Annotated in this window: 11 protein-coding genes; 7 read left to right on the top strand and 4 right to left on the bottom strand. The window is 44.7% G+C overall.

What is annotated here, in order from left to right; all coding sequences use genetic code 11:
• Positions 1-76 precede the first annotated feature (76 nt).
• Positions 77-604 (top strand): DUF4142 domain-containing protein, encoded by a 528-nt coding sequence (locus ABD772_RS02845; RefSeq protein WP_345100918.1) that lies wholly within the window; start codon positions 77-79, stop codon positions 602-604.
• Here the strand turns inward: ABD772_RS02845 and ABD772_RS02840 are convergent.
• On the bottom strand, positions 596-1,798 hold the full coding sequence (locus ABD772_RS02840; RefSeq protein ID WP_345100917.1) for a DUF763 domain-containing protein: 1,203 nt from the start codon (positions 1,796-1,798) through the stop codon (positions 596-598). The two genes, ABD772_RS02845 and ABD772_RS02840, sit on opposite strands and share 9 nt — an antisense overlap.
• A gap of 330 nt (positions 1,799-2,128) precedes the next feature.
• Between ABD772_RS02840 and ABD772_RS02835 the strand changes: the two genes are divergently transcribed.
• Together ABD772_RS02835 and ABD772_RS02830 are read left to right on the top strand one after the other, a co-directional pair.
• Positions 2,129-3,613: an alpha-L-fucosidase gene (locus ABD772_RS02835; RefSeq protein WP_345100916.1), complete on the top strand. Its 1,485-nt coding sequence runs from the start codon at positions 2,129-2,131 to the stop codon at positions 3,611-3,613.
• A gap of 13 nt (positions 3,614-3,626) precedes the next feature.
• The gene (locus ABD772_RS02830; RefSeq protein WP_345100915.1) at positions 3,627-4,523 is read left to right on the top strand and encodes an SMP-30/gluconolactonase/LRE family protein; all 897 of its coding nucleotides are present in this window, start codon (positions 3,627-3,629) and stop codon (positions 4,521-4,523) included.
• 18 nt (positions 4,524-4,541) lie between these two features.
• Here ABD772_RS02830 and ABD772_RS02825 read toward each other — a convergent pair whose 3' ends face one another.
• On the bottom strand, positions 4,542-5,333 hold the full coding sequence (locus ABD772_RS02825; protein ID WP_345100914.1) for an SDR family oxidoreductase: 792 nt from the start codon (positions 5,331-5,333) through the stop codon (positions 4,542-4,544).
• Positions 5,334-5,399: 66 nt separating this feature from the next.
• On the opposite strand from ABD772_RS02825, the gene ABD772_RS02820 reads away from it, so the two are divergent.
• A complete protein-coding gene (locus tag ABD772_RS02820; RefSeq protein WP_345100913.1) occupies positions 5,400-5,930 on the top strand; it encodes a lipocalin family protein in 531 nt (176 codons plus the stop codon).
• A 259-nt stretch (positions 5,931-6,189) separates the two neighbouring features.
• Here ABD772_RS02820 and ABD772_RS02815 read toward each other — a convergent pair whose 3' ends face one another.
• On the bottom strand, positions 6,190-8,688 hold the full coding sequence (locus ABD772_RS02815) for a gliding motility-associated C-terminal domain-containing protein (RefSeq protein ID WP_345100912.1): 2,499 nt from the start codon (positions 8,686-8,688) through the stop codon (positions 6,190-6,192).
• 414 nt (positions 8,689-9,102) lie between these two features.
• Entirely contained in the window at positions 9,103-9,636 is a 534-nt protein-coding gene (locus tag ABD772_RS02810) for a hypothetical protein (protein ID WP_345100911.1), read from the bottom strand.
• A gap of 136 nt (positions 9,637-9,772) precedes the next feature.
• Between ABD772_RS02810 and ABD772_RS02805 the strand changes: the two genes are divergently transcribed.
• The 3 genes from ABD772_RS02805 to ABD772_RS02795 all read left to right on the top strand — a co-directional run bounded on the left by ABD772_RS02805 (position 9,773) and on the right by ABD772_RS02795 (position 14,971).
• Positions 9,773-10,372 carry a TetR/AcrR family transcriptional regulator gene (locus ABD772_RS02805; protein WP_345100910.1) on the top strand — a complete coding sequence of 200 codons (600 nt, stop codon included), beginning with the start codon at positions 9,773-9,775 and terminating at the stop codon, positions 10,370-10,372.
• Positions 10,373-10,466: 94 nt separating this feature from the next.
• On the top strand, positions 10,467-11,651 hold the full coding sequence (locus tag ABD772_RS02800; RefSeq protein ID WP_345100909.1) for an efflux RND transporter periplasmic adaptor subunit: 1,185 nt from the start codon (positions 10,467-10,469) through the stop codon (positions 11,649-11,651).
• Between the two features lie 107 nt (positions 11,652-11,758).
• Positions 11,759-14,971: an efflux RND transporter permease subunit gene (locus tag ABD772_RS02795; protein ID WP_345100908.1), complete on the top strand. Its 3,213-nt coding sequence runs from the start codon at positions 11,759-11,761 to the stop codon at positions 14,969-14,971.
• The last annotated feature ends 9 nt before the right edge of the window (positions 14,972-14,980 follow it).

Genomic DNA, 14,980 nt, shown 5'->3' with positions numbered 1-14,980 from the left:
ATACTAATAATTAATTGTTTTAAACTTGTTGATACTATATTTGTCTAAACCGATAAATAAGCCCTGATAATTTAAAATGAAAAAATTAATTGGTTGCCTGTCCGGAATAATGATTTTACTGGCGGCAGCGTCATGCGTTAACAATAAGCCGGCAAGAAATTTTAATAATATGGTAGATGAAAGTGCTGTTTCATTTGTCAAACAAGGCCTGGAGGTAAGCCAAACCGAGATTAACGCTTCGAAAATGGCTCAAACTACGTCAAAAAATGCACGGGTTATCAATTTTGCCCAAATGATGATAGCTGATCATGCCGGAGTTAATGATGATTTGCAAAAAATAGCTATAGCCAATAAAATTGCTGCAAGCGATTCTATAGGTGCTGCGCATCAGGCTGCCATAACGTCTATGGCTAATAACAGCGGTGTTAAATTTGATCAGGCCTATATACAGTTGATGATCAATGGCCATCAGGAGGCTATCAAAATATTTAATGTGGCAAAATCAGACCGTAACGAAGATGTGCAACGGTTTGCCCGGAAAACCTTGCCGGTGTTAATGATGCACCTGGATTCGGCAAATGCTATTGCGGCCTCTTTAAAATAATTTCAGTTGAAACGGCTTGGGCGGCTGCGCTTTACCAAATACCGTACGGCCGCCATATCGCCAGGAATTGTTTCTTTCCTCTTCAATTACCTTTTCAAAATTGGCATTGGGCGTAAAGTCCTGTTCAGCGCGTTGAGCTACCAGCGTCAGGCGTTTAATGGCTTCGTTTTTTTCGCCGTTACCTAATTTAGCTTTGTGAATGGCCGTTTGCAGTGTGCTTATGGTTTCGTCATAAATTTTAATAGGTACCGGGAAGGGATGCCCGTCCTTGCCTCCATGCGCAAAAGAAAACCGGGCAGGGTCTTTAAATCGCGAAGGCGTGCCATGTATTACCTCGCTTACCAAAGTAAGCGACTGTAAAGTGCGCGGGCCTAATCCCTTCAATAATAATAATTCCTCAAAATCTTGCGGGTGTTTTTCCTGCGCCAGCCACAGTACCGAGCCTAATCTTTTTAAATCTACATCCTCGGCTCTGACATCATGATGCGAAGGCATGCTTAAGTGCCTGATCTCGCGCAGCATCTTATCGGGATTTTCGGCAGCTATCTGCATCACCCCGGCACGCGAGGATGCAGCCCGGCTATCTGCCATATTTAAAATATAACCATGATTTTTTCCGTAGATGAATGTATGCGGATCATCAACAAAACTGATCAGGTTATCCGAGTGCCAGTGATAGCGGCGGGCTGTACGCGAAGTATCACTCATGCCTTGCTGCACAACGCTCCACTTACCGGTATCGCTTAAGATAAAATTGTGGGTATACAGCTGGAAACCGTCCTGTATGGCGGTATTATCAACTTTAGCGCTAAGCTTGCTGCATTTTACCAGATGATTGCCGTCGAGGCCTGTACGTTCGCTTATCCGTAGTAATTCATCAGGCGTTTGTTTAGAATACTTGCCTTTGCCTCCGCAGATAAAAATACCCAGGTCTTTGCTATGTGGATTTATAGCCCGTTTTAAAGCACCCATGACCGAGGTAGTAATGCCCGATGAATGCCAGTCCATCCCCATTACCGCACCCAGGCTCTGAAACCAAAACGGGTCGCTGATACGGCGTAATACTTCGTCCTTGCCATAGTCCATCACTATGGTCTCCACCACGGCCAATCCCAGCTTAGCCATCCGCTCTGCCAGCCATTGCGGCACATAGCCGTAATGTAAAGGCAGATCTGCACTTCCCGAACGTTTCATGCTAACAAATTTAGCAAAATTAATCAATTACAAGTGATCCAAAAAATGACAAATAAGTCATTTTTAGTGATCCAAACTGATCCATAAATTCACGACTAAAATTATAATACGCTAATGATCAACAACTTATTATTTCAGGTGATCCAACTGATCCAAATTGATACACATCTTCAGTGGATCACTTGCAACGTATTTGAATTACTTTGTCATTCTTGAGCATGGCTAAGAATCTGTGGCTTGTTAATAGCGCCGTTTGCGAAGCGCCGGATGGCAAATAGATTAGCAACCTATCACAAAAACAACTACATTAGCTAAACCAATATAACCCTTATGAATAAATTGTTACTTACTGCCTTGCTATGCGGCATTGGCGTAACTGGTTTTAGTCAATCGGCCCCCAGGCCTTATGGACCGCTGCCCAGCCCCCGCCAGTTAAAATGGCAGGAAACGGAGATGTATTGTCTGATCCATTTTGGGCCGGATACGTATACTGATAAAGAATGGGGTAATGGTGACGAAGATCCGTCGATTGTGAATCCGACCAAATTCAGCGCTATGCAGATTGTAGGAGCGGCTAAAGCCGGAGGTTTTAAGGGCATCATCGTAGTAGCCAAACACCACGATGGCTTTTGTTTATGGCCAACAAAGAGTACCGAGCACAACATTTCTAAAAGCCCATATAAAAACGGCAAAGGGGATATCCTGCGCGAATATCGCGAAGCCTGCGATAAGCTGGGCATGAAAATGGGCGTATACTGCTCGCCATGGGACCGCAATAGCGCCTTATACGGCAAACCGGAATATGTAACAGAGGTTTATCGTAAACAGTTAAAGGAATTATACAGCAACTACGGCCCGCTGTTTGAGGTTTGGCATGACGGCGCTAACGGAGGCGATGGCTACTATGGCGGCGCTAACGAAAAACGCACCATAGACCGTTCAACTTACTATGGTTGGGACGAAACCTGGGGCATAGCCCGTAAATTGCAGCCGGGCGCTATGATTTTTGGTGATGTGGGTCCGGATGTCCGCTGGGTAGGTAATGAAAGAGGCGTAGCCGGCGAGACTTGCTGGGCCACTTATACGCCGCACTCGCCCGAGCCGGGAAAAGCGCCGGGTAACGGTTTCGTGCTTGATAAAGAAGGTACCGAAGGGCATCGGGATGGTAAGTACTGGATGCCTGCCGAATGTGATGTAGCGCTGCGTCCGGGATGGTTTTATCATGCTTCGCAGGATGATAAGGTGAAATCACCGGCAACATTGTTGGATCTGTATTACAAAAGCGTAGGCAGAGGAGCCGGTTGGGATCTGGGCTTGTCGCCTAATCAACTAGGCTTATTGGCCGACAATGATGTAAAATCGCTTACCGCATTTGGCAACATATTAAAAGAAACTTTCAAAACTAACCTGGCTAAAGGCGCGACACTGACTGCCAGTAACGTCCGTGGTAAAAACAAACAAAGGTTTGGTCCGGCCAATTTGATAGATAATGACCGGTATACATATTGGGCTACTGATAATAAGGTGACAACGCCTGAGTTGGTCGTGAATCTGCATCGGCCTAAAACCTTTAATGTGGTACGCCTGCGCGAGAATATCAAGCTGGGCCAACGGATAGATGCTGTTGCTGTAGATGCGTGGGTTGATAATGCCTGGCAGGAAGTAGGTACTGCTACCAGTATAGGCGGTAATCGGCTGATCCGTTTAAAGGATGATGTGACTACGGCCAAAGTTAGACTAAGAATAACCGCCGCAGCCGCCAGCCCTGCTTTAAGCGATTTTGGGTTATTTAAAGAAGCTGCGATTAATAATTAATAAAATTGATAAAATGACATCTATAAAAAAAGCCATAGCATTAACCGCATTTACCATAACCGCCATGACTGCATTTGCCCAACATACTTTGTTTGATACCTTGTCAAAACCCAAACTGATAGCTGATCAATTTGCTTTTACCGAGGGATGTTCTGTTGATAAGAATGGGGATGTATTTTTTACTGATCAGCCCAATGATAAGATTTGGAAGTACGAGATGGAAACGGGTAAGCTTTCGGTGTTTATGGAGAAATCTGGTCGCTCAAACGGTACTTATTTTGACAAAAAGGGTAATCTGATTACTTGTGCCGATGATAAAGGCGAGCTGTGGTCAATAAGCCCGAAAGGTAAGGTTAAGGTACTCATGACCAACCTGGAAGGTAAACAACTTAATGGCCCTAATGACGTATGGCTGGACAGCAAGGGTGGTATTTATATGACCGACCCATACTACCAGCGCGACTACTGGACCCGCAAACATTCAGCGCTGGACGGTGAGCATGTGTATTATCTGCCCAAAGGGAGTAAAAGCCCAATAAAAGTAATTGGCGATATGCGTCAACCTAATGGTATCGTAGGTACACCGGATGGCAAATACCTGTATGTGTCAGATCTGGGGGCCCAAAAAACCTATCGCTATACCATCAATAAAGACGCTACTTTAAGTGATAAAACCTTGTTGTTTAACGTAGGTTCGGACGGTATGACGCTGGATGAGCTAGGCAATATCTATATCACCGGTCGAGGCGTTACGATATTTAGCCCTGATGGTAAAAAGATAGCCAACATACCTAATACCGATAAATGGACAGGCAATGTTTGCTTTGCAGGCAAGAACCGCGATATTCTGTTTATTACGGCTTCTAAAAGTATCTATACTTTAAAAATGAATGTGAGAGGAGTGGAGTGATATTTTGTTTCACTCCGTTCAGGATGACAATTGGTGTTTAAATTCATAACCCAAATACTTCTCCACATTCATACTTGACACGACCTTCCAATCAGTTATCTCTTCAATAAACTGTGGGGAAAGCAGCCCCCTGACATTGGCAGCTCCAACATAGAACTCTGCCTTAGTAGGATGCGATGGCGACACGGCATTATAGGTATACCCAAATGCCTGTTTATCTAATATGGCGCAGCTGATACCTATGCAGTCGGTTAGATGGATCAGATTTACTGGTGCTTCGCCGTTGGGGATGTTGGCCTTGCCGGCAAAAAATACACCCGGATCACGGCCAGGGCCAATCAGTCCGCCGAAGCGAATGATGGTGGTAGTAAAGGCGGATTCTGCTTTCAGTAGTCCCTCGGCCGCTAAAAGTATCCTGCCCGATTCAGCGTCCGGATTAGGAGCATCTAATTCTGTCACTTCCGCATTATGGTTGCCATATACACCGGTCGAACTGATGAGTACCACTTGTTTTATATGATGCGATTTAATGTAAGGTATAAGTCTTTCCAGATTCTGCAAATAAGCTTCACCATTCCCTGTTCGGGCACGTGGGGGGATGGCGATCCAAAGTACATCGCAATCAAAGAATTCGGTATCAATAGGTTCGTCAGTTGATAAGTTGATAAGATAAGGTTCGATACCTTGTTGCGAGAGCAGTTCCAGTTTCCCGGCCGAAGTAGTGGAGCCCTTCACTTTTGTCCATTTATTTACCAGTGCCTTAGCCAGTTCTAAACCATACCATCCGCAGCCTAAAATACTTACCGTCATACCTCAAATATCCGTCTTTTTATTTAACGGCAGAAACTTTTGGGTATTGCCGATGGTTATTTAAATATGAAGAACAAGAGAGAGATCATTACCGGAACCGCTGCTTTTGGGCTGACCAGTATTGCCGCCTTAGCGTTATATTCCAAAAATAAACCTTTGTCAACTGTACAGTATGTAGAACTGGATAAATATTTGGGCAAATGGTATGAGATAGCCGCTTTTCCGCAGCGTTTTGAACGTGGATGCAGCCATACCACCGCCGAATATACGCTTAACAACGACGGCTCTATAGCGGTTACGAATACCTGTGTTAAGGATGGCAAAATAAAAGTGGCCAAAGGCAAAGCGACGGTTACCGACACCCATACCAACGCCAAATTGGCGGTGCAGTTTCGCTGGCCGTTTACGGGTAAATACTGGATCATCGGACTGGCACATGACTACTCTTATGCGTTGGTAGGCCACCCAAACCGCAAGTATTTATGGATTTTGGGCCGGAAGCCTGATATGGATACGCAGACTTATAACTACCTGGTAACCCTGGCAGTTAACAAGGGCTTTGATGCGAGGGAATTAGTGAAAACTGAGCAGGGGTAGGCGTATTGTACTGTTTCACTAAAAAGTGAAACACTTTGAAACACTTGAAACACTTTTTGGGATTAATTCCCTGTAAATAAGGTTTTTATGAAAAACGAGTGAAACACTTTGAAACAGTAGTAAAGGTTTAGTTAAATGGACATAAGATATTGTATGACACGTATTTATGTGTTTTTTTGATGTTTTTTGAATTTTGATCTGAAACACTTTAGTGAAACGCTTTTTTCTATGATCACACGGCCACTTTGGCCGACAATTATTAATGAATTATAGTTACGTATCCGGTTACTTTGCGCGTATTACTACTTAGCCGAATAATATAGTAGTAAACGCCTGCAGGCAGTATTTTCTCCTTATAACGACCGTTCCAGGATTGTTTGTAGCCTATGCTTTGGTATATTGTCAGGCCATATCTGTCAAAAACCTGCACTTGTGCGTAGGGGTCATCGGCTAATCCTGCTATCTCCCATTTATCATTAATGCCATCGTTATTTGGAGTGAATGAATTAGGGACTATAATATCTTTAATCAGCACTTTAACCGTAACCGGCATACTGGTTTGCATACAGCCGCTTGCGTTGGTTACCACGAGTGTGTATGTTGTAGTTTGGTTGGGATGTCCAACAGGATGGGCTATATCAGTTTTGTCAAGGCCTGTAGCCGGCGACCACTGATAGGTTAACCCGGTGCCGGTCGCAGCAGCCCCCAGTGTAACACTTTCGCCCTTGTAAATTTCGTACACCGATTTCGCTAAAGTGATCTGTGGCAGATCTGTCACCACAACTGTAACCGGATTTGATTCTATCGGGGGGGCGCAATTGCCGCTTGCAGATGCCCGGCAAGCAACAATATCACCATTTTTTAAATCAGTTTTAACTAAAGTATTTCCGGTGTCTGTAACGGTTTGGCCGTTTACCAGCCATTGATAGCTGATCCCTGTAGTTTGGCCTGCAGTTGCAGTAAATGTTACTGTCGTGCCCTGGCATATGGTGTCAGGCGCTGCAATGACGGTTACAGCTGTTGGGGACGACGAAACTTGCATAATGATGTCTTTTGTCTGGATTGGTGCAGAGCATGCCGTACTGGTAAGCACCAGGCAATTGACAACATCGCCGTTATTGACCTGAGGAGCGACAAAGGTGGAGCTGTTTGACCCTACCGGCTTGCCGTTTATTTGCCACTGATAGGACGCGCCCGGTATTTGATCAGCCTTAAAAGTAACAGGTGTGTTTGGACATGTAGTTGTAACTGACGCAGCGATATTTACTGACGGAGCATCGATAATCTTCATCAAAATTTCGTCTGAGGATACCGGGGTGCTACAAGTTGAACTGCCTACCATGCACGTGACGATATTGCCATTTTTAAGATTTGTACTAACAAAAGTTGAACCGGTTGAAGGCGCGTCTACGCCATTAACCTGCCATTGGTAAGTTATACCTGTAGTTTGATTGGTGCTTACGGTAAATGTAACCGGCGTACCGGCACATACATTATTGGCCGATGCAGTAACTGTGATGGCAGGTGCGACACCGCTTACATGCATAGTAATAGGGGGGGATATAGCCGGGGCAGCACATGATAAATTGCTGATGAGTGTACACGTAACGGCATCTCCGTCCTTAAGATTCCGGGTTATGTAGCGGTTGGCATTGTTGTTTACAGAGACGCCATTAACTTGCCAGTCATAAATTGGTGTGCCCTGGCCAACGCCGGAAGCAAATGAAGTGAATAGTACCTGCTCTCCTGTGCAAATATTGGTTTTAGCTGTTATTATGTTGATAACAGGTTGTGGCGCAGGCGTTATATTAATGCTTACCGGTGCAGATATTACCCTACACCCTGGCGATTGTAAATTCCCGTCATTAGCCACCAGCAAACGATATTGATAAGCACCTGCCGAAGTTGCATTAACCGTATAAGTTATACCATTAGCAGTATTAATGTCTGCCCACGCCGGTGAAATAACGTCTAATCTGTAAACTTGCCACAGGTATGTTGTGGTGGGAAAGCAGGTGCCGACATTGGCAGCAATAGTAAGCGCCGGAGAACCCTGGCAAACCGTTGTAGCACTACCGCTTACACCCTGAATACTAACAGTAATAGGTGGCCCCATGGGCCTGAATGTAATATCATCCAAAGCAAGGCCACTACCCAAGCCCCCGGGAGCATTGTTATGCAAGCGGATAACAACACTGCTTACACCCGTGGGCAATGCAAATGTAAAACCATACTGCTGCCAGGCGGGGGTGGCGGTCTTAGGGATGTTTGAATTAAAACTGCTGATCAAGGTCCCGTCTGTTTTTTCGATGATGAAAGTAACATTTGGGTCGGCAGCCGTTGTTTTGACCATATTTAACATCCAGGCCGAAAACTGGTAGGTTGTGCCCGCACAAAGCCCGTCGATCTGTTGTACATAAAAATCACGGTTCAGCGTTGAGGCATTAACCAGCATAAATAGCCCATTGGGGTCGCCGGTATGATCTTGGGTTACAGTGTGCCAGTCGCTATAACAACCGTTAGTATTATTTACAAGGGCATAAGCTCCATCGCCGGGACAGTTGAGTGCGTAAGTGAAACCCGTAGTGCTGTTGCTTAACGGGAGCCCTGTACCGATACCACTGCCAAATGTGATGTTAACAATAGGGGCGCCCGGGCTGCCCGTGCAGGTTTGTGCCGTAACCGTGTTACTGCATAATACTACCAGCAGCACCATAGCAAGACAAAATATGCTTAATTGACGGCAATTGGTTACCATTAGTTTAAATACAGTAGGGCTGTATAATCAAATGTAATTTATAAGGGCCTAAGCGTCAAATAAAAAAGGTAAAAAAATGATTTGATTGAGCAATTGCTGCTTAGCATCCATTACCGGTTAGTCGCAAAGAAGTCATGAGTATTTTGAACTCTGGCTATTGCTGCATACTTGGGCCAGAATGACGTTTTGCGTTAGCGATGGCAGCGGATACAGGCCCTGAGCTTAAGGCCTCGCAGGCGTATGAGCGTATAGCGCGGCCCGGAGGGAACGCCGTTGATATTATCGGCGGCCAGATGACCAGAAGGCAGGAGACGCAAATATGCGTCTCTACATCAGTTTCAAATTGATATTACAAAATTCAAATGTCCATATTACCCCTCCCTCAATCCCTTAACTTACCAAGGGAAGCCCCGCTTAATAGACCATTTTTAACCGGTACATTTTCGGGAAATCCTTGCTATAAAGAATCTCCAGGGTGTCGCCTACTTTATAGGTGTTTTTAGGATCGCTTTCGTAAAAGGTTTCAAAACGGTGATTGTTAGCTGTGAAGGTACATTTTATGCGCCAGTTGATTTTATTTTGTATTCTTGATATGGTGAATTTTTCATCGGTTACAACGGCTTTTCCCCAAACCCCGTTTGCTGCGAGTTCGTTTGATTGAGCTTCATAGTGTATCGTAGCCGATACGATCATTGCCCCGATATAGACTAAAAAGCCATATAGGATAAAATAGGCCTTAAAAACCCCCTTATTTAATTTAATGATAATAACTACCAACGACGGTGCAATGAAAAGATTAATAAGACCCGGGATAACGCGGACAAAGCGACTGTCCGCATATTCAATAAAACGGGGCGTAAAGAAGGAAAATGCCAGAAGCAAAATTAACATGCACAACAGGCCCTCCTTCAAATGTCTGGATGATATTTTTCGTGGTTTAGGTTCCATATTATAAAGGTAATGTTACCAGGTATAAAAAAATTTAACAGTGTTAAATTTCATGACAAACTGATGGCAAATAATAAAAAAAGTGGATATACATTTGTACCGTTTAACGGTGTTAAATAATTTAGCGTCATAAAACATGGCAAGTAAAGATAGAATATTACGGTTAAAGGAAGAGACCCGGTGCAACATACTGGATGCTTCTCTGAAAATTGTAAAAGAGGGGGGATGGGACGCTTTAAGTATGCGTAAGATAGCTGACGAGATAGAATATACCGCGCCTATCATTTACGAGTACTTTGCTAACAAAGATGCCATTTTAATGGAGCTTACCCGTAAAGGCTTTTTATTATTGGCTAAAAAACTGGAAGAGGCGCGCAACCGGCACCGTGCACCGGCTAAACAGTTGGAAGCCATGTGGCTGGCCTATTGGGACTTTGCCTTTGCTGAACGCGAATTATACCAGGTAATGTATGGCGTTAGGGTTAGCTGTTGCGAGATGGCTAAAATATTACCTGAATCTGAAAGACCGATGGACCTGATCTGGGACGTCATAGTGGAGCTGATGCTGCCCCATGTTGGCACCGAGGAAGAGGTTTGTATTAAATACTATACCTTTTGGTCGGTTATCCATGGTTTGATCTCCATTAACATGGTAAACCGCGGTAATACTGACGAAACTAACCAGGAAGTTCTTAAAACAGCTATCACCGGCATTATCCGTTCAATAAAAGGGTAGAAAATTTTTTCACTATTAAATAACAATGTTAAAAAATCTAACACTGTTAAATTAAAATTATCAAAACGTAAAATCTACTAACAAATAAAACATCATGACAACTCAATCACATGCTTATCAATTTAACACTGTTAAAAAAATTAACAGCGTTGTTGCAATTTTGATCGCGTTGGCAGCGCTGTTATTAATCAGCAGTTGCTCAAACGCTCCGGCAGCCCAGACGGCGCCACCACCACCGGCTTTACCGGTACAAACCGTAGAAACGTCTTCAGTAACTACCTACCAGGAATATCCGGCCTCGATAGAAGGCGCGGTAAATGTTGAAATCCGTCCGCAGGTAAGCGGGGCGCTGGACCGTGTTTTTGTTGACGAAGGTGCAGCAGTATCTGCAGGCCAGCCATTATTTAAGATCAATGACCAGCCTTATCGCGCAGCTTTAAATAATGCCTTAGCCACGCTGCATGCCGCCCAAGCAGCCCTGGTTAACGCGCAATTAGAGATCGATAAACTTACGCCGCTGGTGCAAAACAAAGTAGTGTCCGACTACCAGTTGAAAACAGCAGTAGCAGCTAGCCAGATAGCAAAAGCCAATATTGAACAGGCCAAAGCAAACGTCGCGGCAGCGAAAATTAATTTAGGTTATACAACTATTACGGCTCCTGTTTCAGGATACATTGGCCGGCTGCTTAAAAAACAGGGTAGCCTGGTTTCTCCGCAGGATGCTGAAGCTTTGACGCAGCTTTCTGATGTGCATAATGTTCACGTTTATTTCTCATTGGGCGAAAAAGATTTTGTTGGCTTTAAAGAAGAATATGCAGGAGCAACCTTGAAAGACAAGTTAAATCATTTACCGGCAGTTTCTCTTTTATTGGCCGATAACAGCGAATATGCGCTTAAAGGCAAGATCGATATGATTGACGGCCAGTTTGATAAAACCACCGGGGCAATAGCAGTGCGCGCAAGCTTCGCTAATGCACAAGGTCTGCTGCGTTCTGGTAATACCGGTAAAATTCGCCTGAGCCTGAATCATACTAACGCGTTAACAGTGCCCGAATCAGCCACCGTTGAGATGCAGGACAAAATATTTGTATATGCTTTGGCCGACAGCAATAAAGTCAAGAAGGTAGCCATCACCATCGATGGTAAAAACGGCGAAAACTACATTGTAAAGGACGGCCTTAAAGCCGGCGATCAGATAGTACTGAGCGGTATGGATCACCTGCAGGAAGGCGCTAAGATCGTCCCTCAAAAAGCTGCTGAAAAAGTGGCCAAAAACTAATTTTTAAAAGAGTCAGGAATTTAGGATCAAGAATAAAGATGGGTGTCGACAGCGATTTTGTCTAAACTCTTTAGCTAAGTCCTTGATTCACTCAAAACACAACAATCATGTTCAAAATATTCATCAAAAGGCCGGTACTGGCAACTGTTATCTCCATATTATTGGTGATAGTAGGTGTACTTGGCTTAACCAAATTGCCCTTAGAACGATTTCCTGATATAGCCCCGCCGGCGGTATTGGTATCAGCTACCTATCCGGGCGCAAATGCCGAAACCATTTTACGTTCTGTAACGCCCTCGCTAGAGGAGGCCATTAACGGTGTGGAAGGCATGACCTACATGACATCAACGGCCAGTAACGATGGTACGCTGGGCATTACGGTTTACTTTAAACAAGGCACCAACCCCGACCAGGCAGCAGTGAATGTTCAAAACCGTGTATCGCAAGCATCGAGCCAGCTACCTGCCGAGGTGCTTCAATACGGTATCACTACCACCAAACAACAAAACAGCTTCATTGGTGCTATCGCGATCTATACAGAAGATCCAAAAAAATACGACCAAACCTTTGTTGCCAACTATGCGCAGATCAATATTATCCCTGAAATTAAACGTATCCCGGGCGTAGGTTCGGCCAGTATATTTGGTGGTATTAAAGATTACTCTATGCGCGTTTGGCTTAACCCAAGCCAAATGGCAGTCCACAAAATCACGCCGGCCGAAGTAATGGCCGCTATTCAGGATAAAAACCTGGAAGCTGCTCCGGGTAAACTGGGTGTGCAAAGTAAAGAAGCTTTTGAGTACGTAATTAAATACAAGGGTAAGCTTACCAAACCAGAGGACTATCAAAACATCGCAATCCGCGCCAATGCCGATGGTTCTGTATTGCACTTAAAAGATGTGGCACGTGTGGAACTGGGCACTTATTCGTATACCAGCGCCAGCCACCTTAACGGGCACGATGGTGTGATCATTGGCGTGATACAGCTGTCAGGTTCAAACGCCAACGAGATCCAGATAGCCATTGATAAGCTGTTGGAAAAAGCTTCAAAAGATTTTCCTGCCGGCATCAAATACAACCAATTCTATCGTACTAAAACCGATTTGGATGAGTCAATCAAACAGGTTGAACACACGCTGATCGAGGCATTTGTACTGGTATTTATTGTGGTATTTATCTTCCTGCAAGATTTTAGGTCAACCCTGATTCCGGCTATTGCTGTTCCGGTGGCTATTATAGGTACGTTCTTCTTTATGAACCTGTTTGGGTTCTCGGTTAACCTGTTAACACTCTTTGCGTTGGTGTTGGCGATAGGTATTGTGGTGGATGACGCCATCGTCGTCGTCGAGGCTGTGCATGCTAAGATGGAGCATAACCCCGGCCTTGGGCCGAAAGCTGCAACAACGCAGGCTATGCACGAAATTACAGGTGCTATTATTTCTATCACTTTGGTTATGGCGGCCGTATTCTTACCGGTTAGTTTCATGACTGGCTCTACCGGTATTTTCTACCGTCAGTTTGCATTAACCATGGCTATAGCCATCCTGATATCGGCTGTTAACGCATTAACGCTGAGCCCCGCATTAGCAGCTTTGTTTTTGAAGAATAAGCATGGTGACGGTCAACAAGCAACTAAGCAAAATTTTGTTGAAAAATTTTACGCGGGCTTTAACGGCGGCTTTAATTACATGACCGATAAATACATTGGCGGAGTAAGATCGCTGATCAAAAATAAATGGGTCGCTGTTTCTGGTCTGGCTGTAGTGATTGCCGTTACTGTTTTCCTGGTGCGCACAACCAAATCGGGCTTTATCCCCACAGAGGATCAGGGCTTTGTAGCCATAGCTGTGTCTACACCTTCAGGTACATCATTGGATGGTACCAACAAAGTATTTAAACAAGCCGAAGACCAGTTAAAACAAATGCCATCGGCAAGGTTTGTTACTGCGTTGTCGGGTTTTAACTTCCTTACGCAGTCAAGCAGTCCGTCAGCCGGTGTGATCTTTTTACTATTAAAGCCCGACGAGGATAGGGGCGCTGTCAAAAACATCGACGATATACAGAATATCGTAAGGGGTAAATTAGCCGGTATTCCGGGTGGCACCTTCTTCGTATTCAGTTTCCCAACCGTACCCGGCTTTAGTAACGTAGAGGCGCTTGATGTAATGCTGCAGGATAAAACAAACGGCAGCCTGGCTAAGTTTAGCGGTATTGCTAATGGCTTTATCGGTAAATTGATGCAACGTAAGGAAATTGCTTTCGCATTCACATCTTACAAAGCTGATTATCCGCAATTACAATTAGAGGTTGATGATGAAAAAGCCAGCCAATTGGGAGTAAATGTGAAAGATATACTTTCAACCATGCAGGCTTATTTTGGTACTGCGCAGGCGTCAGACTTTAACCGCTTTGGTAAATACTACCGTGTAATTGTTCAGGCTGACATTACCGACCGTACCGACCCATCGGCTATTGACCGTGTGTTTGTAAAAAACAGCAAAGGTGAGATGGTACCGATCAATACCCTGGTAAAACTGAGCCGCGTTTACGGTTCAGAAACCGCTTCACGTTATAACCTGTTCAATTCTATCGAGATCAACGCTATTCCGAAACCTGGCTTTAGCTCGGGCGATGCTATACGCGCTATACAGGAAACAGCTCAGCAAGAATTACCGCAAGGCTTTGCCTACGAGTTCTCAGGCCAAACCCGTGAGGAGATCGCTTCAGGCGGGCAATCCACTGTCGTATTCCTGATGTGTCTTATTTTTGTTTACTTCCTGCTGTCAGCACAGTATGAAAGCTACATCCTGCCATTGGCTGTGATTCTTTCTATCCCTACAGGTATCCTGGGCACGTTTGTGGTATTGGGGCTGACAGGGATCGAAAACAACATCTACGTACAGGTAGCTTTGATCATGCTCATTGGTTTGCTGGCAAAAAATGCCATTCTGATCGTTGAGTTCGCAGTACAGCGACGCAGGGCGGGTAAAACTTTAGTTGCTGCTGCCATCGAAGCCGCAAGAGCAAGGCTGCGCCCAATCATCATGACCTCGCTGGCCTTTGTATTTGGTTTGTTCCCGATGAGTATCGCAACCGGTCCGTCGGCGCAGGGTAACCATTCTATCAGTATCGGTGCGGCCGGCGGTATGGTTTCGGGGGTGATTTTGGGCTTGTTTATTATCCCGGTATTGTTCGTGATCTTCCAGAATATACAAGAGAAAATTACAGGTGTGCCTTTCGCTATCAATGAAGAAAACGAAAACGATTATCATCACAAAAATGACGTGCCGGTAGCTACCCGTGAAACTGAACTGGCTTAATTTAATACT

Source organism: Mucilaginibacter panaciglaebae (genome assembly GCF_039539265.1).
GTDB classification, from domain to species: Bacteria; Bacteroidota; Bacteroidia; order Sphingobacteriales; family Sphingobacteriaceae; genus Mucilaginibacter; species Mucilaginibacter panaciglaebae.
Note: the sequence above shows the minus strand (reverse complement) of the source record. Positions and strands in the feature narration are given on the sequence as shown.